Source organism: Desulfohalovibrio reitneri (assembly GCF_000711295.1).
GTDB classification, from domain to species: domain Bacteria; phylum Desulfobacterota; class Desulfovibrionia; order Desulfovibrionales; family Desulfovibrionaceae; genus Desulfohalovibrio; species Desulfohalovibrio reitneri.
On sequence record NZ_JOMJ01000004.1, the window covers coordinates 328647 to 352438 of the forward strand.

A 23792-nucleotide genomic window follows, 5' to 3' on the forward strand; every position below is an offset into this window, starting at 1 on the left:
ATGACGGATCAGGAAAAACTGGCCATCAGGCGCCACCTGGAAGAGCGGCTGGAGCATCTGCTGGAGGGCGAGCAGGCCGGAGCCAAGGCCGAGGCCTGCGCCGACGAGAACGAGTACGCCTCCCGCGTGAGCGAGCAGAACCTCAACGTGGCCCTGAGGGAGCGGACGGCGCGCGAGATCAACGAAATCCGCGAGGCCGTGCGCCGCATGGACATGCTGGGGTACGGACTGTGCGACGAGTGCGGGGAGGACATCTCCGCCCGCCGCCTCAAGGCTCGGCCCACGGCCACCCTCTGCATCCGCTGCCAGAGCGGGATGGAGGAGGGCGGCGCCATGGCCCGCGCCATGTAGCGTCAGCCTTCGCGTTCGCCGGGCTCCGGGCCCTTGGCGATTTCCAGGCGGGCCGCCTTGGCGGTTCGTCCGGGATGCGGGGATTCCCTCGCGCCGTCGCGCGGCCGCGCATGGCGGGTGGCGCCCGGGGGCCGGATTCGCCGAACGACCGCCACGCGGCACCGCTTGGTTGGAAGAATGCTGGCACGGGTGGGCGAAAAAACCGCATATTTTTCGAAAGTGGGAAAAATGTCCCTCCGGGGGTGGCTATTTCAGTGTCCGGGTGGTAAGAATCGTTTCTTCACACCACAAGGAGGAACGCCATGACCAAAACGCGTGACATCGAATCCACGCCGCGTTCTTCCCGCGACTCCCGGATGCAGGCCATCCACCAGGGCAACGAGACGCGCGAGCGGATGGCCAGGGCCGCCGAGGACGCCATTCGCCGTCAGCGCATCGAAAGCGGCGAAATGCCGTCCGGCTCGTAATCGCGCCGAGTCGCGCGAGGAACCCCCCGCACAAGAGGCGTCCGGTGGCGGCCGAGCAGCCGCCCGCCGGGCAGCGCCGAACATCCTTCGAAACGAAGGCGAATTCCGCCGCGTCCATCCGGTCGCGGCGTTTTTTCGTGCGGCGCGGCTAGATTTTCTCCACCGGCTCGCCCGGCTCGCCCGGTTCGGGCATTGGCGGGTACTCCGCCCGCAGGAAGCTGTAGGCGAACCGGTTGAAGGCCATGGTCAGTCCCAGGGCCAGCAGGGCCGCGGCCAGCCCCAGCAGGGGAGCCAGCAGGGGCGGGGCGGTGAGGGCCAGCCGCATGATGAGGGTGGAAACGGCCAGCCCGGAGTTGCGGAAAACGGCGTGGAACCATGGAGCGTCCAGCTGCGAGGCCAGCACGATGAGGATGTCCGAGAAGATGAGCACGGTGTAGAAGGTTTTGAAGAAGCCGTAGGGCTCGTAGCTCATGAAGAGCAGGTAGCCGTCGTAGGCGGCCGAGCCGGCGAAGCCCGCCAGCAGCACCAGGGACAACCCCTTCTTGAAGGCCACGAACCGCTCCACGGCCGAGTCGTCGCGGATGGTGCGGAAGTGGCGCTGGCGGTAGTAGAAGCCCAGGACCACGAAGATGGCCAGAGCCCCGGACGCCTCGGCCAGAATGGTCAGCAGCGGCTCCAGGTCGCGGGTCAGGTCGATGGGCTCGGGGAAATACTTCAGCTGCTTGAAGGCCCCGCGCAGCAGGATCAGCGCCAGGATCTCCAACTGCTTGCCCACGGAGCGGGAAAAGGAGCTTGGCAGGGCGAAGACCAGCCCCAGCACCTCCACGGCCAGCACCAGGGTGAAGGCCAGGTCGATGGCGTAGTAGTGGGAGCTGGGCGTCAGCCGGGCCAGCGAATGCGGCAGCATGCCCCATATCTTCAATTGAATGCCCGCCAGACCGACCAGAAATGTCAGAACGAGCAACGCCCCCACCCTCTTCTGCATTCCCCGCGACTCCCACAGCCCGTGCAGGTAATCGAAAACGCGGGAAAAGAGATTGAGCAGGCAGTTGGGCATGGGGACTCCTTGCGAAAAAAATGGATCGGCAAAGCCTACCCCGTGGCGGGTTTTGAATACAACCCCCCGGGAGGTACGCTGGATTCGGCACAGGGCGGAAAGGGAACGGCCTGGCCAGGGCCGGGCGCTGCGCTTACACCGACAGCTTCTTCCACTTCAGCGCCCAGGCCAGGGCGATGCCGACGACGAAGCCCCAGGCCAGATTGGCCGCCAGGGTGATGCCCAGGATGAGCAGGGCCACGAAGAGGTCCTTGCGCTGGCGCAGGTCCAGGATGGTCAGGGCCAGCTGCGACCCGGCGAAGAGCAGCAGCACGCCGAGCACGGCCATGGGAAGCAGGTTCAGCACCGCCACGATGTCCTCGCCCAGCAGCAGGGCCAGCAGGACGAACGCCCCGCCGATCATCAGGTTCGATCCGGCGGTCCTGGCTCCGAAGCGGTAGTGGGCGGCCAGGCCGCCAGCCCCGTGGCACATGGGGAAGCCGCCCAGCAGGAAGGCGCCAATGTTGGCCAGGGCCATGCTGACGCAGACCCGCTTGTTGGTCACGCGGCCGCTTTTCTCCGGGAAGTACTCCCGCGACAGGTCGGTGTAGGCGATGCTGGCGTTGCCCAGGGTCATGGGAAGCTGCGGCAGCACCAGGGCGAACAGGGCGAAGGTGAAGTCCGTTCCGGCGGGGAGGCCGAAGGGCATGATCTTAGGCATGTGGAAACCGGGGCTGATGGCCGCCAGCCCGCCACCCGCGCCGAAGAGCAGGCCGCAGAGCAGCCCCAGGACGACCACGGCCAGCCCCGCGGGAAGCCTGCGGTTTTCCAGCAGCGCCAGGGTGACGATGCCGCCCAGCACCCCCAGGAGGACGCCGAAGGGAATCGGCCCGAGGTCGGGCGCGTTGAGGAAGGGCTCGGCCGCCCCGCGCAGTTCCTGGTATTTCGAGGTGCCGAGCATGAAGCGCACGCCCCCGGCCATGAGCAGCACGCCGGTGGAAAGCTGGATGCCCCGGATGACAGCGCGGGGAGTGAGCTTGCGGATGACGTCGATGCCGCCGGACAGGCTCACGGCCAGCAGAAAGAGGCTCATGAGCAGGGAGGAGGCCAGGATTTCCTGCGGGGCCATGGCCGTGGCAATGGCGTAGGCGCCGACGACCTTCATGGGCTGCACCGGCACCGTCAGCCCGAAGTAGACCCCGGAGACGATGTAGAACAGCCCGATGCCGAGGAAGATGCCCGTGGCGCTGAGGTTGTTGACGAGGATCATGGCCACGGCGATGGGCAAAAGCGTGCCCAGATCGCCCAGCGAGCCGGACAGTTCCATGCGGTTGAAGGCGTACCGTGCGGTCATCTCGTCAGTTTTTGGGTTTGGCTGTATTGTGGACTATCCGCTCGTGATTCTCTTTTTTCGGGCTGAGGTAGGCGTGCACAGCCTGTTTCAGGCTGGCTTCGGGGCGGAGAAAGCACGGTCCCAATTCCCCCTGACCGCCCCCGCACGAGCAATGGCCGCATTTGGCCAGGGAGTCAAGCAGACGCCGCTTCTCCTCCCTGTCCGTGGCGGCCTCCGCGGCCGCGAGCACTTCATCGGGACTTTTCTTCATCGGTCCTCCGCGAAGGCGCACACTAGAACAGCGCCCTCCGTTTGATCGGGAAGCCGGGCGGGCCACCCGCCCGGCTGGTGCTGAATCTATTTTTCCTTTTCGTCGGGCTTGCAAGGATGGTCCCGCACGTCTCCGTGGCATTTTCTGATCTGCTCCGGGGAGCACTCTTCCGGCTTGGTTTCGAGGTTCTCTGGCTTTTGGCAGCAGGAGTTAGCGTCGCACATGGTCGCCTCCAAGGGGAAGTTTGGGTGGCTCGCATCAGGATTCGGCATCCCTGCCAGCTCGTTGGCCATGGCGGCCAGCCGCGCCAGGGCCCCGGCATCCACTTGGTAGTGCACGTGGTAGCCCCGCTTTTCGGGCCTCACCAGCCCGGCCTGGCTCAGCACCCGCAGATGCTGGGAAGCTGCCGGGGCGCTGATGCCCAGGGATCGGGCCAGGGCCCCCACGCACAGGCACCGCGTAGAAAGCGTCCGCAGCATCCTGACGCGGGTTTCCGAGGAAACGAGCTTGAAAAGGCGGGCCGCCTCACGGGAATCGAGCATGCAATCACCACCGTTTGATTAAGTGTTTTGTAAATTGCTTAAAAAGATAGTCCCTGTCAAGACGGCGCGCCGACATGGCGAAGGAACCTGTCGTCCAGGAACAGGGGATTGCCACGATGTGCTGGGACAAAGCATGTTGTTGGACCAACAAGCTGTCACGGGGGAGAGCATGAGACGTCCAGGGAAGGCGACTTCAGACGGAAGACTCCCGCGTAGCCCGGATGAGGGGTGGGGGGCATCCGCCCGGAGCCGGGCCCGGCTCCGGGCGGGAAAGTCGCGTTGTGGCGTCTTGCGGTCAGGCCGCGGCGGGGCGGGATTCGGTCGCGCGCCGGTATTCGGCCACGGACTCCACGGAGAGGATGGGCATGCGGTGAGCCTGGGCGAACCGCTCTATGTCCGCTCCCCTGGCCATGGTGCCGTCCGGGTTGGTCAGCTCGCACAGCACCCCGGCCGGTCGCAGTCCGGCAAGGCGCATCAGGTCCACGGTGGCCTCGGTGTGGCCGCGTCGCTCCAGCACGCCGCCGGGGCGGGCGCGCAGGGGAAAGACGTGGCCGGGCCGGGACAGGTCGCACGGGCGGGCGTCCTCGGCCACGGCGGCCAGCACCGTGGTCAAACGGTCGGCGGCCGAGACCCCGGTGGTCACGCCCCGCGCCGCCTCGATGGACACAGTGAAGGCGGTGCCGTACTGGCTGGAGTTGTCCTCCACCATGGGCGGCAGGTCCAGGGCGTCGGCTTTCTTATGGGTCAGGCAGAGGCAGACGATGCCGCTGCATTCGCGGATGAGCAGGGCCATCTGCTGTCGGGTGAGGGTCTGGGCCGGAAAGATGATGTCGGCCTCGTTTTCCCGGTCCTGGTCGTCGACCACCAGGATGCCCCGGCCGTCGCGCAGGGCCGACAGGGCCCCCTCCACGTGCTCGGGCCCGAAGCGGCCTGTGGGGAAGGAATACTGATTCATGGCGGCGCTCCCGTGCGCTGAAGGATAAAGCCAGAATCAGGGCGAAAGGAGAGAGGCCTCGCCGCCCCCGGGGCGGCTGGACCCAAAGAAAGACGGATCGCGCCCGACTGCCGGGCCGCCCGTCCCGTGTCATCCTCTCCCATCCGGACTGTCACCGTCGGCTCTGGAATCGCACCAGATCTGCTTGACCTCCCCCCGCGCGGGGGAGCGCTCGCGGGCTCCCGGCCCAAAGGCCGGATCACCGCCGGTGGGGAATTGCACCCCGCCCTGAGGATCGGGAGGAGTTGTACCCGGCGGGGGGACGGGGGTCAATGTGGAGAAATCGGTGGAGAGGGCTTGCCGGAAAAAAATGGTCGGGGCGGAGGGATTTGAACCCCCGGCATCGTGCTCCCAAAGCACGCGCGCTACCAGACTGCGCCACGCCCCGTTGCCAGTGAGTGCGGGCCGGCCCGGGGTGGACCGGCGGATCGTCGCGGGAAGAGCCGCGCGACGGGAGGCCATGCCTACCCCAAGCTCGGGGCGCTTGCAAGCGTCGGCGCGCGGGCGTCACCTGGACAGGCCCCGCGACGACGAGGTCGGCATGTGGGTTTTGCCGTCGTTACACCTTACACTAGGGCGAGGACGCCGATGACGATGAGGTAGATGGCCACGATGTAGTTCAGCAGTTTCGGCTGCACCAAAATGAGCACGCCGGCCACAATGGACAGCACGGGTCCGAGGTAGCCTCCTCCATGAGGTGTCATGCGAACACTCCTTCGGTTTTATGGCCGCATTCGGGGCAGGAGCCGTCCTCGCGCACCGGCCCGGCGACCTGGTAGCCGCTGCGCTTGATGCACACGCAGCCGCACTCCGGGCACTTGGTGGAGTTGGAATCGTGGCCGGGCACGTTGCCCAGGTAAACGTACTCCAACCCCGCCTCCTTGCCGATGGCGAAGGCGCGTTCCAGCGTCTCCACCGGCGTGGAGGGTTCGGTCATCTTGTAGGTTGGGTGGTAGCGGGAGAGATGCCAGGGCGTGGACTTGCCCAGGTCGTTGGCGATGAACCCGGCCATTTGCCGCAGCTCGTCCTCCGAGTCGTTCCAGTTGGGGATGATCAGGCTTGTGACCTCCAGGTGCCAGCCGAGGCGGCGGATGTGGCGCAGGTTGTCCAGCACCGGGTTCAGCCGGGCGTCGCACAGCTCCTTGTAGAAACGGTCGGTGAAGGCCTTGAGGTCTACGTTGGCGGCGTGGATGACGTCCTTGCAGGAGTCGAGCATCTTGTCGGTCATGAAGCCGTTGGAGACCAGGATGTTCTTCAGCCCCTCCTCCACGGCCAGCCGGGCCGTCTCCATGACCAACTCGAAGAAGATGGTCGGCTCCGAGTAGGTGTAGGAGATGGAGGCCGCGCCCAGGTCCTTGGCCGTGGCCACGATGCGCTCCGGGGTGATGGCCTCGCCCGTGGGGTCCCGTCCCTCCTTGGGCGACTGGGACAGGGAGTAGTTTTGGCAGAAGCCGCAGGCGATGTTGCATCCCTGCGTGCCGATGGAGAACGACGTGGTTCCCGGCAGGAAGTGGTAGAGCGGCTTTTTCTCGATGGGGTCGAGGTTGGCCGCGGCCACCTTGTCGAAGACAAGGGTGAAGAGGGTGCCGCCCTGGTTGAGGCGCACGCCGCACTTGCCGCGCTCGCCGTCCTTGATGAGGCAGTATTGGGAGCACAGCTCGCATTGCACCCGGTTCTGCGATCTGGGCCGCCAGAGCAGCGCTTCGCGCATACGCGAGACTCCTTTGACGTACGGCGCGGGGCGCGCCGGTTTGTCATTCTTCCGGCAGGATGATGACCGGCTCGATGGGGCCGATCTTGGGATCCTCCTCCCGGCAGTCCTCCTCCTTGTCGATGTCCCCGGCCGGGCCAACTTCCATGGTGCGGTCGCCGGTGGCCGGGTCGCGGCCGAAGCGGATTCTTCCCTCGCCCGTGCCCATGGTGTTGTCCCTGCGGTCAGGGGCGGTGTCCGGGTTGAGGGTGTAGCCTGAGTACCCGGACTCGCCGGGGGGCTGGTTCGTTCCGTTGGCCCCCCAGGCGGGCGCGGTCGCCAGCAACGTCAACAGCAACGCGCAAAGGGGCTTTCGGAGGATGGCCGGATTCGTCATACAATCTCCTTGAACTCCGTGGGTTCTCACCCTATACATGGTTCTCCACCTTTTCAGGCAAAAGTGCAAGGGAACCCCCATGCAAGGCGACCGTTCCAAGGCCTACAAAGAAGCAGGCGTCGACATAGACGCCGCCACCGACCTCGTTAAATCAATCAAGAAGATGGCCCAGGCCACCTTCACCAAGGGCGTCATCACCGACATCGGCGGGTTCGGCGGCCTGTTCAAGCCCGATGTCTCCGGGATGCAGGAACCGGTCCTGGTGGCCGGTGCGGACGGCGTGGGCACCAAGCTCAAGCTGGCCTTCGCCTTCGACCGCCATGACACCATTGGTGTGGACCTGGTGGCCATGAGCGTCAACGACATCCTTGTGCAGGGAGCCAAGCCCCTGTTCTTCCTGGACTACTTCGCCTGCGGCAAGCTGGAGCAGGGAACGGCCAAGCAGGTCGTCTCCGGCGTGGCCGCGGGCTGCCGCGAGTCCGAGTGCGCCCTGCTGGGCGGCGAGACTGCGGAGATGCCCGGCTTCTACGCCGACGGCGAGTACGACCTCTCCGGCTTCTGCGTGGGGCTGGTGGACAACGCCGACATCGTGGACGGCTCCTCCATCCGCGTGGGCGACGCCGTCATCGGCCTGGCCTCCTCCGGCCTGCACTCCAACGGCTACTCCCTGGTGCGCAAGCTTCTGGACAAGTCCGGCCTGGGCCCGGACGATACCTTCCCCGGCACCCGCAAGAAGGTCTCCACCGTGCTGCTGGAGCCCACCCGCATCTACGCCAAGGCGGTACGGTCCATCCGGCGCGACCTGGAGATAAAGGGCATGGTGCACGTCACCGGCGGCGGCTTCTACGAGAACATCCCCCGCGTGCTGCCGCGCGGCGTGTCCGCCCGGCTGCGCTTCGGCTCCTGGGACATGCCCCCGGTCTTCGACTGGCTCAAGGAGCAGGGTGGGCTGTCCTGGGAGGAGATGCTGCAGATCTTCAACTGCGGCCTGGGCTACCTGATGGTGGTGCGGCCGGAGCTGGTTGAGGACGTCATCGGGCGGCTGGAGGGAACCGGCTGCCCGGCCTTCCACGTGGGCACCATCGAGCGCGCTGAAAAGGGCCAGGAGCGCGTGCTGGTGGATTTTCCCGAGGGCTGCTGACCGGCCCCTGAGCGAGAGAGCGGGAGGCGCGGATCAGTCCGCGTCCTGCTCCACATACGGATTGAAGTATCCAAAGCCCACCCCCGGGTGGGCTTTTTTAATGCGCTTGCGGAAGTTGGCCAGCCCCATGCACGGGCCGTGGTCGATGCCTTCCAGCAGGGCCATGTAGAGCTCGGGGTCCAGATTGAGGTTGCGCAGCTGGATGAAATCCACGCCGGTGGCCTCGATGAATCCCGACAAGGCCTCCATCTCGTTCTCCGTGTCGGAGACTCCGGGAAAGAAGAAGTAGTTGAGGGAGACGAACAGCCCGTGGCGCTTGGCTTGGCGGGCGCATTCACGCACGTCGTCGAATGAGAATGAGCGGGGGCGGGCGTAGCGGGTGTAGGCATCCTCCCGCGCCGAGCTGAGGGAGACCCGCATGGAGGAGAATCCGGCTTTGGCCAGTTGCGCCACCACCTCCGGCCGCGAGCCGTTAGTGTTGACGTTGACCGTGCCCGGCCCGCCCTGGTCGCGGTAGCGCCGGGTGGCCTCGGCCAGCAGGTCGGCCTCGGTCAGCGGCTCGCCCTCGCAGCCCTGGCCGAAGGAGAGGATGGGCCGCTTGGCCCGCTCGGCGTGGGCGGTCATGACCTCCAGCACCTCGTCCGGAGTGGGGGTGAAGCGCAGCCGGTCCTGGGTGGCGGGAAAGCCTGAATCCGGCGGCTGGGAGGAGATGCAGCCCAGGCAGTCCGCGTTGCAGGCGCGGGAGGTGGGCAGGGGGGCCTCGAACCGGCCCAGGGCCAGATTCTTGGCCGCTGGGCAGCCGGAGACCAGGGCGCAGCCGGTCAGGTGGCGCACGAGCCGGTTCTCCGGGAAGCGCTTCATGAGCTTTTCCGCGCCCTGGCGGACCTTCTCCGGAGGGATGTTGGTGAATACCTGGCGGCGGTCCTCGTCCACCTTGCGGGCGGCCACCCAGAAGGAGCCCTCGGCCCAGCCCACCGCGCCGTAGGCGAACAGGGGCAGCCGGGCGGCCTCGTCGCGGGTGTGGTAGGCGGCCACCGCCCCCAGGGTGTGCCCGGGGGAAATGAAGGCGGCCACCGCGGGCTCCTCCAAGGCCTCTACCTGGCCGGACTCGGGGTCGAACCCCACGGCCAGGCGGTTTTCCAGCAGGAACAGCTCGCTCTCGTCCGGCAGCCGGATCAGTTCGTCCGGCCGGGGCAGGGTTATCTCGTCGCCGCGCCGGACCACCATCAGCAGTTCCGGGTGTTCGACGATCTCGCCATCGGCCGTGGCCGAGAGCAGGTGGGGCATGGGGGGCTTGCGCTTGCTCATGGGGACGCCTTCGCGGACGGGCAAGATGTAATAGGGAACGGCCCCCCTGGCAAGGCGGGACGGGGGAAACGAAAAAAGGGACGCGGCGCGCAGAAGCGCCGCGTCCCGAAGCAAAGGGAAACGCGGAGGGTTTACCGCTTGGAGTACTGGAACCGGGCGCGGGCGCTGCGCTGGCCGTACTTCTTGCGTTCCTTGACGCGCGCGTCGCGGGTCAGGAAACCGGCCTTCTTGAGGGCCGGGCGCAGTTCGGGGTCGAGCTCCAGCAGGGCGCGGGAAATGCCGTGGCGCACGGCCTGGGCTTGCCCGGAGATGCCGCCGCCGTCCACGTTCACGCGGACGTCGTACTTGCCGATGGTCTTGGTCAGGTTCAGGGGCTGCTGGATGACCATCTGCAGGGTGGCCCTGGGGAAATACTCCTCCAGAGCCCGTCCGTTGACCACGATCTCGCCCTTGCCGGGATAGAGACGGGTGCGGGCGACGGAATTCTTGCGCTTGCCGGTGCCGTAGAAGAAATCGCTCATGTCGGGCTCCTACAACTCCAGGACCTTGGGTTCCTGGGCCGTGTGCGGGTGGTCGGGACCGGAGTAGACTTTCAGCTTTTTGAGAAGCTGGCGGCCCAGACGGTTTTTGGGCAGCATACCGCGCACAGCGGTGTACAGGACATCCTCGGGCTTGTGGCCCAGCTTCTCGCGCAGGCTCTGCTCCTTGATGCCGCCGACGTGTCCGGTGTGGCGGTAATACTTTTTGTCGTCCATCTTGCGGCCGGTGACGCGGATCTTCTCCGCGTTGACCACCACGACGAAGTCGCCGTTGTCCATGTGGGGGGCGAATTCGGGCTTGTGCTTACCGCGCAGGCGGGTGGCGATCTGCGTGGCCAGGCGGCCCAGAATCTGGTCCTCGGCGTCCACAACCACCCATTCGCGGTTGATGTCTTGGGGCGTGGGGCTCCACGTCTTCATAGTCCGTTCTCCTCGGTGCGAACTCAAAGGAGGGGTTTCTTATTGTTTTTGCCGGACCCTGTCAAGGGCTTGGTCCACCTTGGGATGGCGCCTTCTGGCCACCATCGTCATGTCGCCGGAGTTAATGAGAATCCTCTGCCGTTCCGTAAGTTCCGGCCGTTTGCGCGCGGTCCGCTTCCACCACTGCTTGTGCAGCCAGATGACGGGGTCCGCCAGCCTGCGGCATCCCTGCCGGGACATGCCGGGGAACATGCCCATGCGGAAAATGGAGTGCAAGCAGTTGCTGGACGGCCCCAGCCGCTCCACGTCGAACCCCGCGTATCCGAGCAGCCCGGCCACGCCCATGTGGGTCATGTGGAAGTAGCTGTCCGAATGGAACGGCTCCAGAAAGGCCACCGTGGCGATGAACAGCCCGCCGGGCTTGAGCACGCGGTGGATTTCCTTCATGGCCCGGTGCGGGTAGCGCAGGTGCTCCAGCACGGCCATGGACAGGACGAGGTCCACGGAGCGGTCGGCCACGGGGAGGAGGTGCGCGTCGCCCAGCACCGGGGCGCGCTTGGATTCGGAATCCAGCCCCAGCCAAGCGTAGCCCGCGTGTTCGGCCACCGGGCGGTGCCCGCCCTTGCCGCAGCCCAGGTCCAGGCACACGGCGTCCGTCCCCGCCTTGGGGATGTAGGACAGGATTTCGCTGGTGAAGTGCTTGGGCACGTTCATGGAACTCCAGTCCACGTCCGGGCGGGGATTGGGCTCCAGCGGCTCGTAGCGCACGCCGTCCGGGTGCTCGAAAGGTTCGCCCAGCGTGAAGTCCAGGCTGATCGTCTCCGTATGCCGGGGGCGGAAATCGAGTTGCTTCCGCTCCGTGCGGGGAAAATCCAGGTCGCACTCCGGGCAGTGGTAGTGGGGGAGTTCGTCCGTGGCCCACTCCGGGTGGCGGCGGCAGTGGGGGCAGACGAGGACGGAGCGGACGGTCTTGGACAGCATGGCGGGGCAACCTAACGCAGAGTCTTTCAGGAGGGAAGGGGTTCAGTCGAAGTCCGCCAGCAGGGAGCCTATGTGGACGCCGTGCTGGTAGGGATTGGCGGCGTACATGCCGCGTATGCGCCACAGCGACTGCTGCAGCCCCTCGGAGGTGATGCCGTTGCGCATGGCGGTGTAGGCCTCCAGAAAGGCGGCCAGGGAGTCGCAGATCTTCAGCAGGCCGCCGTCCAGCGGGTCGTACTCGTCCCCCTCGAAGCTCTCCCGCAGTGATTCGTAGGAGGCCTTGACCACCTTGCCGTCGCGCTTGCGCACGCGGGTGACGAATTCCCCGCCCGAGTCCAGCCCCAGGAAATAGGCCAGCCGCTCGCCCACCGGCCGCAGCATGTCCGAGCGCAGCAGGGAGAAGACACGCTTGTCCAGGGCGTCGCGTTCGTAGCGCTGGATGAGGTCGGCGATACCCTCCACGCTGCGCTTGACCGGGGAAATGATGTCGCGGGTGAGCAGTTCGGGCAGGTCGTGCACCAGCCCGGCGAAGAAGCTGTTCTGCTTGCGCGCCTCGCAGGCATCCTGCTCCAGGCAGAAAAGGTAGGCGAAACATGCCACGATGAACATGTGCCCCAGCACCGAGGTTTCCGGGATGCGGGGGGTCTGCGACCAGCGGGTCTGGAAGCGGAGCCTGCCCGCCAGCCGGGCGAAGCGGTCCAGGTTGCTGCCTTCGGTGAGCAGGTCGGGCACGCCCTCGATGTCGGCGTGCCGCTCCAGGGTCTGCTGGAAATCCGCCTCGATCTCCTCCAGTTCCTCGTCCCACGGGTTGATGTCCTTGATGAGCAGGAACTCGGCCCGGGAGGCGTAGATGTGGGAGGCGAAGAGGATGCGCCCGGCCAGGTCCTCGTGGTCCGGTTTGGCCAGGTAGTTCTCCAGGCGGGTGCAGAACTCGGGCCCCAGCACCTGGATGCGCGGGGTGAGCTGCTCCACCACCCAGCCGGTGAGGCGGGCGTAGTGCTCGGGATTTTCCTTTATCTGATAGAAGACCGGCGGCTTGATGTCGGTTATGATGAGCCGGTACATGTACTCGAACAGCCCGCCCTCCACGATGCGCCCGCCCAGGGCCGTGCGCTCGTCCAGGCTCATGCCGCGGGAGTTTATCTCGAAAAGGGCCCAGGCGATGAGCATCTTGTGGGCCTGCTTGTCCACCTCGTACAATTCGATGGGACGCAGCTTGTCGTTCCAGCGCTTCATGTACGAGCCGGAGAAGAGAAGTTGGAGCAGGCTCTTGCGGATGCTTGGCATGATATCGTTCCGAGGGTAAAAGCGGCCTGGCAAAGGCGGTGGCACTCTAGCCCCGGCACAGGCAAAGCACAAGGAGGGAAATCGTGCTGCAGCGTAAACGCGCCTGGGACGTCATGCGCGAGGATTTTTTCGCGGTCGAGGAGGACGCCGATCTCGGCTCTGTCATGGACGGGCTGCGGGAGCGGCTTAAGGAACAGCCCGAGGCGCATCTGGTCATCGTGTGCGGCCGTGGTGGACGGCTGCGCGGCGTGGTCACGGCCTGGGACGCCCTGCGCACCACCCGGGCCTGCCTGCAGCGGGACGAGGAACTGGAGGCGGCCGGGGAGAAGGACTGGGAAGCGGCCTTCTCCCGCGCCTGCAAGGAGTGCCGCGAGGTCCCGGTGCGCAAGCTCATCAATCGCGACGCGCCCATCGTCAAACCCTCGGACCAGCTCCAGGTGGTGCTGGACGCCCTGGTGGAGAGCCGCCGCAACTGGGTGGTGGTGGAGGAGGGCGGCAAGCCCATCGGGGTCATCCTCATCGGCGACCTCTTCCGCGAGATAACCCGCGAAATGACCTTGCCCAGGTAACGGGCGGCGGAAACGGACGAAAAAGGGCGGCCGGGTCGAATCCCGGCCGCCCTTTTTTCGCGTTGCCCGGCGGCCTACTTGCCGGTGACGATGAGGGACTGCAGCAGGCGGGCGATGCGGCTGTCGTAGTGCTTGGCGTCCTCGGCCAGTTCGTTGGCGGCCTGGGCCGGTTCCTTGGCCGGGGCGTAGGGGCGGTTGGTGACCATGGCGCAGTAGGAGTCCACCACGGCGCACAGCCTGCCCAGGGGGGAGATGTCCTTGCCCTTGAGCTTCTGCGGGTAGCCGGAGCCGTCCAGCCGCTCGTGGTGCTCCATGACGCACTGCTCCACCGGGCGGTCTTTCAGGTCCAGCTTGCCCAGCATCTCGTAGCCGGTGCCGGGGTGGGAGAGCAGCTTGGACTGCTCGTCGCGGCTCAGGGCCTGGGTCTTGTCCCGCAGGAAGACCGGAATCTTGGACATGCCCAGGTCGTGCAGGAACAGCCCCATGACCGCGTTTTCGAACAGCTTGCGCTGCATGGCGCCGCGGTTGAAGTCGTCGGCGTAGAGGCGGATGAACAGGGCCGTGCCCATCACCCCGCAGTTGACCGAGTGGTGGGCCAGGGTGTGCTCCGTGTGCAGGCGGCGGGTCAGGGCGCGGATGCGGTGGACGTCGTTCCAGACGTACTCGCACAGCACCATGACGTCCTCGCGCAGCCTTTCCAGCAGGGCCCGCACCGGCTGCTCCATGAAGTTCTCCAGCCGCATGGTCAGGGCCTGGATGAAGATGTCCGCGATCTCCCGCTCCTTGAGGTTCTTGTCCACCAGGACAAGGTCCAGCTGGTAGGAGATGTGCTTGACGTAGACGGGGTGGTCGCGGCGGGAGACGAAGATGAGCCCCTCGCGGGTCAGCTCGGCCAGCTCCTCCACCTGCTCCTTGCTCAGCCTTCCGCCCGCCCGGTAGTAGGTCTCGATGCGGGCCACGTCCTCCTTGAAGCGGAAGATGTCCAGCGGCGGCCGGTACTTGGAGAAGCTCTCCAGAATGTCGGAGCTGATCTGGTAGTATTCCTCGTTCAGGCTTTCGGGGACCGCGTTCTTGGACATGGCTCACTTCTGGTAGATTTTGACCACGTTGGTGGGGCCGCTGGCCATGCCCGGCTTGGGCTGTCCGGCTGTCAGCACCACCCGCGCCCCCGAAGGGATCGATTCCTCCGTCTCAATGAAGGCCTCGGCGCGGTCCAGGTGGGATGCGCCGTCGTCCTCCACCAGCCGGGGCAGAACCCCCCAGGAAAATTGCAGGAACCGTCGCACCCCGTCATCCGGGGTGAGGGCGTGGATGGGGCGCGAGGGGCGCGTGGCGGAGATGAGCCGGGCCGTGGCCCCGGACATGGTGTGGGCCACCAGGGCGTGGGCATCGCCGGTCTCCGCCAGCCGCCTGGCCGAGGAGGCCAGGACCGAGTCCAGCGGGTCGTCGGCGTAGTCCGCGCCGTCCGCAGTTCCGGACTCGAAAAAGTACCCTTCCGCCTCGTCGGCGATCTCCCGCATGGCCTCCACCGCCTGCACCGGCGAGCGGCCGATGGCCGTCTCCTCGGAGAGCATCAGGCAGTCGGCTCCATCCAGCACCGCGTTGGCCACGTCCGTCACTTCCGCCCGGCTGGGCATGGGGCCTTCGACCATTGACAACAACATGTGCGTGGCAACGATTACAGGTTTGCATACATGGTTGCAAGCGCGGATGATCCGTTTCTGCATGGCCGGGAGCTTCGAGAAGCGGCACTCCAGTCCCAGGTCGCCCCGGGCCACCATGATCCCGTCCGCCGCCTCCACGACCTCCTCCAGACGCCGCACCGCCTCGGACCGCTCCAGTTTGGCCAGGACCGGGGCGTTCGAGCCCTCCCGGCGCAGGATGTTCCGCGCCTCGGCCACATCCTCAGGCCCCTGCACGTAGGACAGGGCCACGCAGTCCACCATGCCCGCGGCCTCGGCCAGGTCGCGGCGGTCCTTGTCGGTGATGGCGGAGATGGGCAGCCGCTTGCCTGGCAGGGCCACGCCCTTGCGCGGCGGGATGATGCCCTCGGTCTCCGCCCGCAGCCGCACCAGCCCCTCCCCTTCGCGCCGGGCCACGGTGAAGCGCACCATGCCGTCGGACAGGGCCACGGCGTCGCCGACGGCCAGCCCGGCCAGAATCTCGGGCTGGTCCAGGCAGAGGAAGGGAACGTCCGGGCCGGGGTCCGTCTCCGGCAGCCCCAGCAGCACCTCGTCGCGCAGCCCAACCTCGATGAGGTCGCGGCCGGTGTCGCGGGTGCGCAGCTTGGGACCGGAGATGTCCTGCATAAGCGTCAGGGGGGCGTCCATCTCCCCCTCCAGGCGGCGCAGCCGCTCGACCAGCGGGGCGAAGCCGGAGGCGTCGTCGTGGGAGAAGTTGAGGCGGAAGAGGCGCACCCCGCGCCTGATGAGTCCGGCCAGGGTCTCCCTGTCGCTGGAGGCGGGGCCCAGGGTGGCCATGATCTTGGTGCGGGACATGGAAAATCCTCCTGCGCGGCGGTGGTGGGGGAGTGTGGGAGAGCACCGGCCGGCTCCGCGGGATTCATGGGCCCGGGGAGATGCTTCCCACCGTTTTCCACCCAGTTTACCACGCGCGCCGCAGTTCACGCGACCGCGCTACTGCATTTTTTTGCCTGTCTTGTGAAGTGTTTGATATAACTTGTGATACTCCATATTGCATTGTGTGGTCGCCATTTCTGCACGAATTTTTCCTGGTTCATTTCCATTTAGGGGTTGACTTTTTCGCGGGGCTAGTTGAAGTCGGAGGTGGTAAAAGGTGGTAAGGGGTGGCAAGAAAGGGAAGCAGGAGCATGTTCCGAGGACACAGCCAGCGTAGCATCGACCCCAAGGGGCGACTGATGCTCCCCCCCGAGTTCCGGGAAGTCATCCTGGGCGACTCGGAAGAGGGGCGTTTCGTGCTGGCCAAGTTCGACAACTGCGTCTCCGGCTACCCCCAGAGCGAATGGGAGCGCATCGAGGCCAAGTTCGCCCAGATCAAGAATCCCGGGCGCAAGGTGCGCGACTTCATGCGCTTTTTCATCGGCGGCGCCCAGGAGGTGGCCCTGGACAAACAGGGCCGCGTGCTGGTGCCGCAGTCCATGCGGGAATACGCTGGCCTCGACCACGAGGTGGTCTTGGTCGGCGTGGGCTTCAAGTTCGAAGTCTGGGATCAGGCGGCCTTCCAGGCCATCGAGTCCCAGGACTTCGACGACGTGTCGGAAGACATCGCCTCCACCGGGGTGGAGCTGAGCTTCTGATGCGCCACGTGCCCGTCCTGCGAGACGAGGTTGTCGCCTGGCTTTCGCCCCGGCCCGGCGGCAGATACCTCGACGGAACGTTGGGGCTTGGGGGACATGCCCGGGCCGTCATGGAGGCGGCCGGGGGGGAGGCCGAACTCATCGGCCTGGACCGGGACCGGGAGGCGTTGCAAGAAGCGTCGGCCAATCTGGCCGAATTTGGAGACAAGATGGTCACGAGGCACATGCCCTACAGCCTCTTCGAAGAGGCCCTGGACCAAGCCGGTTGGGACGCCGTGGACGGCGCCCTGCTGGACCTGGGCGTGTCCTCGCTGCAACTGGACTCCGCCGACCGGGGCTTCAGCTTCCTCCGTGAGGGGCCGCTGGACATGCGCATGGACGCCTCCGGGGGCAACGAGCCCGCCTCCGTGCTGGTCAACACCGCCTCCTTCGACCGCTTGCGCTCCCTCATCCGCGAACTGGGCGAGGAGCCCCAGGCCGGGCGCATCGCCCGGGCCATATCCCGCCGCCGCGAGGAACGTCCCTTCGAGTCCACCCTTGACCTGGCCGAAGTCGTGGAGTCCGCCTATCCCGCCAAGTGGCGGCGCACCGCGAGGATGCATCCGGCCACCCGCACCTTTCAGGCCCTGCGCATGGCGGTCAACGACGAGCTGGGCCAGCTCCGCGAATTTCTGGACCGCGTCCCCGAGCGGCTCAAGCCCGGCGGCCGGGTGGCGGTCATTTCCTTCCACTCCCTTGAGGACCGCATGGTCAAGCGCGCCTTCCGCGAGGAGGCCCGCGAGTGCGTCTGCCCGCCGCGCCAGCCTGTCTGCACCTGCGAAAAGAAGGTGCGGCTGAAAGTGCTGACCAAGAAGCCAGTCACCGCAGGCGAGGCGGAGGCCGAGGCCAACCCCAGGGCGCGCAGTGCCAAGCTGCGGGTGGCCGAGGGGGTGGCCCATGGCTGACAACCGCCGCGCCGACAAAACGCGGACCGGCGCCAAGCCGTCCCCCGCCCCGGCGCTGCTGGCCCTGGGGCTTTTCCTGGTACTGGGGCTGGCCCTGGTCTGGATCAACGTCAACCGCACCCACATGGCCTACGAGCTGCGCCGCATGGAGGCGGAGCTTGAGGACGCCCAGGCCCACCTGGCCAAGCTGGAGGTGGAGCGGGACAACCTGCTTTCCCCGGCACGCCTGCGCCGCCTGGCCCGCGAGCGCGGACTGCGCCGCGCCGAGCCCGGGCAGATCCGCTCCATTGCGCAGGGGGAGGGGGATTCATGAGTTCCCGCCGCGCCCCAGACAAATTGGAGCGCGGCAACCGCGCCGCGCCAAAGTCCCGCACCCCGGCCGCCACGGGCAAGCGCGCCGCCTCGGGCAGCCGCTGGCGGCTGGTGGCCGTGGCCGTGCTGCTGGGGCTGGCCTGGCTGGGGCTGTGGGGCCGCGCTGGCTGGGTCATGCTGGGCCAGGGGCCGCAATTGGCCGAGCGGGCCCGCCACCAGCACCTGGTGCACGAGAACGAGCGCGGCGACCGGGGCGATATCCTCGACCGCAACGGCCGCCCCCTGGCCAGGGCGGTGCGTTTCCATTCCGTCTACGCCCGGGGCTCGGAAGTGGCCGATCCCGCCGGAGCGGCCCGGGCCCTGGCCCCGGTTCTGGACGAACCCGCGACCAAGCTCCGCTCCCGCATGGCCTCCTCCTCCGGCTTCGTCTGGCTGGCGCGGCAGGTGGGGGACAAGGCAGCGGCCAAGGTGGGCGAGCTGGCCCTGCCCGGCATCCATCTGGTTTACGAGCGCGGCCGCCTCTACCCCAACAACCACCTCGCCGGGCAGGTGCTCGGCTTTGTGGGTGTTGACGGCAAGGGACTGGAAGGCGTGGAGCGCGCCCTCAACGACACCCTGACCCCGCGCGAGGCCGAGGTGGTGGTGCAGCGCGACGCCGCTGGCAATCGCCTGGGCGACGCGGTGGAGGAAGGCGCCCTGGACGGCGAGGACGTGCGGCTGACCATCGACGCCCAGGTGCAGGACCTGGCCGAGTCCGCCCTGGCGCGGGCGGTTCGGCTGCACAACGCCCGCTGGGGCGTCTGTCTGGTGGTGGAAGTGGACTCGGGCGAAATCCTGGCCCTGGCCAACCATCCCTTCTTCAATCCCAACATTTTCCGCGGCGGCTCGCCCGAAGGCTGGCGCAACCGCGCCGCCCTGGACGTGTTCGAGCCCGGCTCCACCCTCAAGCCCTTCCTCCTGGCCGCGGCCCTGCAGGAGGGCACGGTGGAGACCTCGGAAACCATTTTCTGCGAAGAGGGCAAGTGGCGGCTCCACGGCGAGACCATCCGCGACACCCACGAGTACGCCGACCTCAACCCGGAGGAAGTCCTGCGCTATTCCTCCAACATCGGCGCGGCCAAGATCGGCCTGGAACTGGGCGCCATGAAGTACCACCGCTATCTGGAGCGCCTGGGCTTCGGCCGTCCCACCGGGGTGCGGCTGCCCGGCGAGAGCCGGGGACTCGTGCGGCCGCCCGTGTCCTGGAACGAGATCGATATGGCGGCCATCTCCTTTGGCCAGGGCCTGGGGGTGACCGCCCTGCAACTGGCCCGGGGCTACCTGGCCCTGGCGGCGGACGGCGTGGCCCGGCCCCTGAAGCTGGTCAGGGGCGAACACGGCGTGTCCGGCCGGGGCGAGCGCGTGTTCAGCCCCGAGGTGGCCCGCACCGTGCGGGAATGGATGATCGGCGTGGTGGAGGAGGACGGCACCGGACAGCGGGCGCGCATCGAGGGCATGCGGGTCGGCGGCAAGACGGGCACCGCCCAGAAGGCCTCGGCCGAGGGCGGCTACGGCGCGGGCCGGGTGGCCTCCTTCGCCGGGTTCTTCCCCGGTGGCGATCCCGAATACCTCGTGCTCAGCGTGGTGGACGAACCCCATCCGGCGACGTATGGGGGGGTGGTGGCCGCGCCGGTTGTGCGCGAGGTGGCGGTCGGCACCCTTGCCGGGTTCCGCCGCCTGCCCAGCGGCGCGGTGGCCGCCTCCGGACCGGACGATCCGTCCGCCGGGGTGGCTGTGGAGCATGCCAAGGCGGCCCGCCGTTCGGTGGCGGCCGACGGACCCGACGTACCCGATCTTCGAGGACTTCCCCTGCGACGCGCCGTGGAGATTCTGGCCTCGCGCGGCATCGTGCCCGTGCTCAGCGGCCGGGGCACCGCCGTGGAAGGCCAGCAACCCGCGCCCGGCGCGGATTGGCCCGGCGGGGGACAACCATTCACTCTGCGTTTGGCAGGCTATGCGGAATCCTGATATGGCGGCGACCGTTAACAGAAATTGGGCCGAACTGCTGGGCCGGGTGGCGGACGGACTGATGGTCTGGACACACTCCGGGCGTGTGCGGCCGGGCGACGTGTTCGTGGCCCTGCCGGGCAGCAAGGTGGACGGCTCCGCCTTCATCCCCCAGGCCCTGGAGAACGGCGCGGCCTACGTGGTGGCCCGCGACGCCACCAACTTCCCCGAGGGCGCCTCCGCCAAGCTCATTCTGCGCGACGACCCGCGCCAGGCCCTCGGCGAGCTGGCCCGGGCCTATTTCAAGACGCACCTGCACCCCTTCAAACTCATCGGCGTCACCGGCACCAACGGCAAGACCACGGTCTCCTACCTTGTGGAGTATCTCATGGCGGCCAACAGCCGCCGGGTGGGGGTGCTGGGTACCATCAACTACCGCTGGCCCGGCGTGGTGCTGGAGTCGCAGCTGACCACTCCGGACTGCTGGAAGACCCACGAACTGCTGGCCAACATGGCTCGCTCCGACGTGGAGGCGGTGGTCATGGAGGTTTCCTCCCACGCCCTGGACCAGAAGCGGGTGGCCGGGCTTTCCTTCGACGTGGCCGTGATGACCAACCTGACCCAGGACCATCTGGACTACCACAAGGACATGGACGACTACTTCGCGGCCAAGTCCAAGCTGTTCACCGAGTACCTGGCCCCGGACGGCCGGGCGGTGCTGAACTACGACGACGCCGCCTGCCGCGGCCTGCTGCGGGGGATGGAGGGCGCCGTGGGCTTTGGGCTCTCGGCCGCGCCCCACGGCAACTTCGAAACCCTCAAGGGCGAGCTGATTTCCTCCACCGCCTCCGGCCTGCGGCTGGCCATGGAGAACTCCGGCCGCACCTGGCAGATCAATTCCCCGCTGGTGGGCCGGCACAACGCCGAGAACCTGCTGGCCGCCCAGGCCGCGGCCCTGAAGCTGGGGCTGGGGCCGCGATCCATGAAGGTGCTGGATAATTTCTACGGCGTGCCGGGCAGACTGGAGCGTGTACCCAACGACCGGGGCCTGGACGTCTTTGTGGACTACGCCCACACCCCCGACGCCCTGCGCAACGTGCTGTCCTCCATCAAGGCCCTGGACGTGAACAAGCTGCTGGTGGTCTTCGGCTGCGGCGGCGACCGCGACCGCACCAAGCGCCCCCTCATGGGCCAGGCGGTCTGCGAGTACGCGGACGTGGCCGTGCTGACCTCTGACAACCCCCGCACCGAGGAGCCGGGGCGGATCATGGACGACACCTTCGAGGGCATGGGCGACTGTCCCCGCGTGGTGCGGGAGGAGGATCGCTACGAGGCCATCCGGCTGGCCCTGCGCGAGATGCTTCCTGGCGACGCCCTGGTGGTGGCCGGAAAGGGGCACGAACTCTACCAGCAGATCGGGGACCTCAAGTTCCCCTTCTCGGACGCCAAGGTGGTCAGGGAGATTCTGGAATGCGCCTGAGTTTGGACCGCATAGCAGCGGCCACCGGCGCGGTGGGCGAACTGCCGGAACCCTCTCCGGAGGTGGTCGGCGTGTGCACCGACTCCCGCATGGTGGAGCCGGGCCAGCTCTTCGTCTGCCTGCCGGGCAGCCGCTTCGACGGCCACTATTTCGCGGCCGACGCCGCGGCAAAGGGCGCGGCGGCCATCCTCTCCCAGATGCCCCTGCCCGACGTCACGGACACGCCGGTGCTCTTCGTCACCGACACGGTGGCCGCCCTTGGGAAACTGGCCGCCGCTTGGCGGGCGCAGACCCGGGCCAAGGTCACGGCCGTGACCGGCTCGGCCGGCAAGACCACCCTCAAGGAGATGCTGGCCCAGGTGCTGTCCAGGCACATGGACGTGGCCAAAAACTACAAGAATTTCAACAACCAGATCGGCCTGCCCCTGACCATCCTGGCCGCCACCGGCGAGGAGGGGGCCTGGGTGCTGGAGCTGGGCATCTCCAAGCCCGGCGACATGGCGGAACTGGCCCCTGTGGCCCGGCCGGACGTGGCCGTCATCCACAACGTGGGCCCTGCCCATCTGGAAGGCCTGGGCGACCTGGCCGGGGTGGCCCGGGCCAAGGCGGAACTGCTGGGCTCCCTCAAGGCGGGGGGGACGGCCATCGTCTCCCGCGACTACCCCGAGCTTTTGGCCGCCGCCGGTGAGTACGACGTGCGGCTGACCACCATCTCCGCCCTGGACGAGTCCGCCGATTTCAGTTGCTTCTTCCTCGGCCCCTCGCAAGACGGGGAGGGCGGCCTGTTCCGCTTCACCCGGCGCGGCGGCGAAACCGTGGAGGCGGAGCTGCCCTACCTCGGCTCCCATCTGGCCGAGAACATGGCCGCCGTGGCTGCGGCCGCCGACGCCCACGGCCTGTCCCTGGACGAGAACGTGGCCGGGCTGGCCGAGCCGGTATGCGTTGAGCAGCGTTTCCAGCGCCGCCGCCTGGGCGATTTCGAGATCATCGACGATTCCTACAACGCCAACCCGCTCTCCGTGGCAGTGGCCGTGGATTGCGCCGCCTCCCTGGCCGGCGGCCGGGGCTGCCCCCTGGTGCTGGTGCTGGGCGACATGCTGGAACTCGGCGGCGGCGAGGAAGCGGCGCACGAGGAACTTGGACGACGGCTGGCCGAATGCTCCGGCCAAGCGGTCATCTACCGGGGCGGCCAGGCCGAAGCCGTGCGGCGCGGCCTGGCCGGGGCCAAGACCCTGGCCGAGGTGGAGACCGGGGAGGATTTCCTGCGCGCTTGGCGCGATCTGGGAATCGAGGGTGGAGTGGTGCTTTTCAAGGGCTCCCGCTCCTGCCGCATGGAGGAACTGCACCAGGCCCTGTGCCGTGAGCTTGCCCGCCGGGAGGACGAGACGTGATATACAACCTGCTGTACCCCCTCTCGGACCAGATAGGCGTATTCAACGTCTTTCGCTACATCACCTTCCGGTCCATCTACGCCTTTCTCACGGCGCTGGTCATCGCCATTTTCGTGGGGCCGATGATCATCCGCTGGCTGCAGAAGCTCAAGTTCGGCCAGTACATCCAGGAGGACGTGGCCGCCCACCGCTCCAAGGCGGGCACCCCCACCATGGGCGGCATCCTCATCATGGCCGGGACCCTGCCCGCCACCCTGTTGTGGGCGGACCTGACCAACTCCCACATCTGGCTCACCCTGCTGGTCTTCGTGGGCTTCGGCGCGGTGGGCTTCTGGGACGACTACCTCAAGGTCTGCCGCAAGATGAACAAGGGGCTGTCGGCCAAGGTCAAGTTCCTGGCGCAGGTGCTGGTGGCCTCTCTGGCCATGGCCCTGCTGGTGGGCGACCCGGCCTACTCCACCAAGCTGGCCGTGCCTTTTTTCAAGGATATTCTGCCCAACCTCTTCATCTTCTACATCCCCTTCGCCGTTCTGGTCATGGTGGGGTCCTCCAACGGGGTCAACCTCACCGACGGCCTGGACGGGCTGGCCATCGTGCCCACGGTGGTGGCCGCGGTGGTTTTCGGCATCTTCGTCTACGTGGCGGGCAACGTGAAGTTGGCCGAGTACCTCCAGGTGCCCTACGTGGTCGGGGTGGGGGAGGCGGCCGTGTTCTGTTCGGCCCTGCTGGGCGCGGGGCTGGGATTCCTCTGGTATAACGCCTACCCCGCCCAGGTATTCATGGGCGACGTGGGCTCGCTGGCCCTGGGCGGCTCCCTGGGCTTCGTCTCGGTGCTGGCCAAGCAGGAACTGCTCCTGCTGGTTGTCGGCGGCCTGTTCGTCATCGAGACCCTCTCGGTCATCGTGCAGGTGGGCTACTTCAAGATGACGGGCGGCAAGCGAATATTCCGCATGGCCCCGCTGCACCACCATTTCGAGATGAAGGGCATCCCCGAGTCGAAAATCATCATCCGTTTCTGGATCATCTCCGTGCTCTTCGCCCTGGTGGCCCTGAGCACGCTGAAACTGCGCTAGGCA

The 23792-nt window shown here is 67.2% G+C and carries 25 protein-coding genes, 1 tRNA gene and 1 riboswitch; of the genes, 11 read left to right on the forward strand and 15 right to left on the reverse strand.

What is annotated here, in order from left to right; genetic code table 11:
- Together N911_RS0114080 and N911_RS18530 are read left to right on the forward strand one after the other, a co-directional pair.
- On the forward strand, nucleotides 1-351 hold the full coding sequence (locus tag N911_RS0114080) for a TraR/DksA family transcriptional regulator (protein ID WP_029898247.1): 351 nt from the start codon (nucleotides 1-3) through the stop codon (nucleotides 349-351).
- Nucleotides 352-653: 302 nt separating this feature from the next.
- On the forward strand, nucleotides 654-818 hold the full coding sequence (locus N911_RS18530; RefSeq protein WP_161781639.1) for a hypothetical protein: 165 nt from the start codon (nucleotides 654-656) through the stop codon (nucleotides 816-818).
- 148 nt (nucleotides 819-966) lie between these two features.
- Here N911_RS18530 and N911_RS0114090 read toward each other — a convergent pair whose 3' ends face one another.
- From N911_RS0114090 to N911_RS0114130, 8 genes are all read right to left on the reverse strand, one after another.
- A complete protein-coding gene (locus N911_RS0114090; protein ID WP_138774434.1) occupies nucleotides 967-1875 on the reverse strand; it encodes a hypothetical protein in 909 nt (302 codons plus the stop codon).
- Nucleotides 1876-2008: 133 nt separating this feature from the next.
- Entirely contained in the window at nucleotides 2009-3208 is a 1200-nt protein-coding gene (locus N911_RS0114095; protein ID WP_029898251.1) for a molybdate transporter family protein, read from the reverse strand.
- A 336-nt stretch (nucleotides 3209-3544) separates the two neighbouring features.
- Nucleotides 3545-4000, reverse strand: a complete 456-nt coding sequence (locus tag N911_RS18930; RefSeq protein WP_237559983.1) for an ArsR/SmtB family transcription factor — start codon at nucleotides 3998-4000, stop codon at nucleotides 3545-3547.
- 295 nt (nucleotides 4001-4295) lie between these two features.
- Nucleotides 4296-4955 (reverse strand): 3,4-dihydroxy-2-butanone-4-phosphate synthase, encoded by a 660-nt coding sequence (gene ribB, locus N911_RS0114110; protein WP_029898257.1) that lies wholly within the window; start codon nucleotides 4953-4955, stop codon nucleotides 4296-4298.
- A gap of 127 nt (nucleotides 4956-5082) precedes the next feature.
- Nucleotides 5083-5234, reverse strand: a riboswitch (FMN riboswitch).
- A gap of 71 nt (nucleotides 5235-5305) precedes the next feature.
- Nucleotides 5306-5382, reverse strand: a tRNA-Pro gene (locus N911_RS0114115).
- 178 nt (nucleotides 5383-5560) lie between these two features.
- Nucleotides 5561-5698 carry a DUF3096 domain-containing protein gene (locus N911_RS18130; protein WP_081859264.1) on the reverse strand — a complete coding sequence of 46 codons (138 nt, stop codon included), beginning with the start codon at nucleotides 5696-5698 and terminating at the stop codon, nucleotides 5561-5563.
- On the reverse strand, nucleotides 5695-6705 hold the full coding sequence (amrS, locus tag N911_RS0114125; protein ID WP_029898259.1) for an AmmeMemoRadiSam system radical SAM enzyme: 1011 nt from the start codon (nucleotides 6703-6705) through the stop codon (nucleotides 5695-5697). Before amrS ends, N911_RS18130 begins: the two co-directional genes overlap by 4 nt.
- A gap of 43 nt (nucleotides 6706-6748) precedes the next feature.
- Nucleotides 6749-7036, reverse strand: a complete 288-nt coding sequence (locus N911_RS0114130) for a hypothetical protein (RefSeq protein ID WP_161781640.1) — start codon at nucleotides 7034-7036, stop codon at nucleotides 6749-6751.
- A 124-nt stretch (nucleotides 7037-7160) separates the two neighbouring features.
- Here N911_RS0114130 and purM point away from each other — a divergent pair, with 124 nt between their 5' ends.
- Entirely contained in the window at nucleotides 7161-8222 is a 1062-nt protein-coding gene (gene purM, locus N911_RS0114135; protein WP_029898263.1) for a phosphoribosylformylglycinamidine cyclo-ligase, read from the forward strand.
- 33 nt (nucleotides 8223-8255) lie between these two features.
- Here the strand turns inward: purM and N911_RS0114140 are convergent, their stop codons facing one another.
- The 5 genes from N911_RS0114140 to N911_RS0114160 form a co-directional block, all read right to left on the reverse strand.
- Nucleotides 8256-9530 (reverse strand): radical SAM family protein, encoded by a 1275-nt coding sequence (locus N911_RS0114140; protein ID WP_029898264.1) that lies wholly within the window; start codon nucleotides 9528-9530, stop codon nucleotides 8256-8258.
- 131 nt (nucleotides 9531-9661) lie between these two features.
- Nucleotides 9662-10051, reverse strand: coding sequence for a 30S ribosomal protein S9 (gene rpsI, locus N911_RS0114145; protein ID WP_029898267.1), 390 nt, complete (start codon nucleotides 10049-10051; stop codon nucleotides 9662-9664).
- A 9-nt stretch (nucleotides 10052-10060) separates the two neighbouring features.
- Nucleotides 10061-10489, reverse strand: coding sequence for a 50S ribosomal protein L13 (rplM, locus tag N911_RS0114150; RefSeq protein WP_029898268.1), 429 nt, complete (start codon nucleotides 10487-10489; stop codon nucleotides 10061-10063).
- A gap of 39 nt (nucleotides 10490-10528) precedes the next feature.
- On the reverse strand, nucleotides 10529-11470 hold the full coding sequence (locus tag N911_RS0114155) for a class I SAM-dependent methyltransferase (protein ID WP_051694445.1): 942 nt from the start codon (nucleotides 11468-11470) through the stop codon (nucleotides 10529-10531).
- 42 nt (nucleotides 11471-11512) lie between these two features.
- On the reverse strand, nucleotides 11513-12757 hold the full coding sequence (locus tag N911_RS0114160; RefSeq protein ID WP_029898272.1) for an HD domain-containing protein: 1245 nt from the start codon (nucleotides 12755-12757) through the stop codon (nucleotides 11513-11515).
- A gap of 83 nt (nucleotides 12758-12840) precedes the next feature.
- Here N911_RS0114160 and N911_RS0114165 point away from each other — a divergent pair, with 83 nt between their 5' ends.
- On the forward strand, nucleotides 12841-13326 hold the full coding sequence (locus N911_RS0114165) for a CBS domain-containing protein (RefSeq protein WP_029898274.1): 486 nt from the start codon (nucleotides 12841-12843) through the stop codon (nucleotides 13324-13326).
- Nucleotides 13327-13400: 74 nt separating this feature from the next.
- On the opposite strand, the gene N911_RS0114170 is transcribed toward N911_RS0114165, so the two are convergent.
- Together N911_RS0114170 and pyk are read right to left on the reverse strand one after the other, a co-directional pair.
- Nucleotides 13401-14405, reverse strand: a complete 1005-nt coding sequence (locus N911_RS0114170) for an HD-GYP domain-containing protein (protein WP_029898276.1) — start codon at nucleotides 14403-14405, stop codon at nucleotides 13401-13403.
- Nucleotides 14406-14408: 3 nt separating this feature from the next.
- Entirely contained in the window at nucleotides 14409-15824 is a 1416-nt protein-coding gene (gene pyk, locus N911_RS0114175; RefSeq protein ID WP_029898278.1) for a pyruvate kinase, read from the reverse strand.
- 332 nt (nucleotides 15825-16156) lie between these two features.
- Here pyk and mraZ point away from each other — a divergent pair, with 332 nt between their 5' ends.
- From mraZ to mraY, 7 genes are read left to right on the forward strand one after another with little or no spacing between them, the layout of a single operon-like run.
- Nucleotides 16157-16603, forward strand: coding sequence for a division/cell wall cluster transcriptional repressor MraZ (mraZ, locus tag N911_RS0114180; protein ID WP_029898280.1), 447 nt, complete (start codon nucleotides 16157-16159; stop codon nucleotides 16601-16603).
- Nucleotides 16603-17547: a 16S rRNA (cytosine(1402)-N(4))-methyltransferase RsmH gene (rsmH, locus tag N911_RS0114185; protein WP_029898282.1), complete on the forward strand. Its 945-nt coding sequence runs from the start codon at nucleotides 16603-16605 to the stop codon at nucleotides 17545-17547. Before mraZ ends, rsmH begins: the two co-directional genes overlap by 1 nt.
- Nucleotides 17540-17860, forward strand: a complete 321-nt coding sequence (locus N911_RS0114190) for a hypothetical protein (RefSeq protein WP_029898284.1) — start codon at nucleotides 17540-17542, stop codon at nucleotides 17858-17860. The genes rsmH and N911_RS0114190 overlap by 8 nt, the downstream gene beginning before the upstream one ends.
- Nucleotides 17857-19866 carry a penicillin-binding transpeptidase domain-containing protein gene (locus tag N911_RS0114195; protein WP_081859265.1) on the forward strand — a complete coding sequence of 670 codons (2010 nt, stop codon included), beginning with the start codon at nucleotides 17857-17859 and terminating at the stop codon, nucleotides 19864-19866. The genes N911_RS0114190 and N911_RS0114195 overlap by 4 nt, the downstream gene beginning before the upstream one ends.
- 1 nt (nucleotide 19867) lies before the next feature.
- Nucleotides 19868-21325 (forward strand): UDP-N-acetylmuramoyl-L-alanyl-D-glutamate--2,6-diaminopimelate ligase, encoded by a 1458-nt coding sequence (locus N911_RS0114200; protein WP_029898288.1) that lies wholly within the window; start codon nucleotides 19868-19870, stop codon nucleotides 21323-21325.
- Nucleotides 21316-22716: a UDP-N-acetylmuramoyl-tripeptide--D-alanyl-D-alanine ligase gene (locus tag N911_RS0114205; protein WP_029898290.1), complete on the forward strand. Its 1401-nt coding sequence runs from the start codon at nucleotides 21316-21318 to the stop codon at nucleotides 22714-22716. Before N911_RS0114200 ends, N911_RS0114205 begins: the two co-directional genes overlap by 10 nt.
- On the forward strand, nucleotides 22713-23789 hold the full coding sequence (gene mraY / locus N911_RS0114210) for a phospho-N-acetylmuramoyl-pentapeptide-transferase (RefSeq protein WP_029898291.1): 1077 nt from the start codon (nucleotides 22713-22715) through the stop codon (nucleotides 23787-23789). The genes N911_RS0114205 and mraY overlap by 4 nt, the downstream gene beginning before the upstream one ends.
- Nucleotides 23790-23792: the final 3 nt, after the last annotated feature.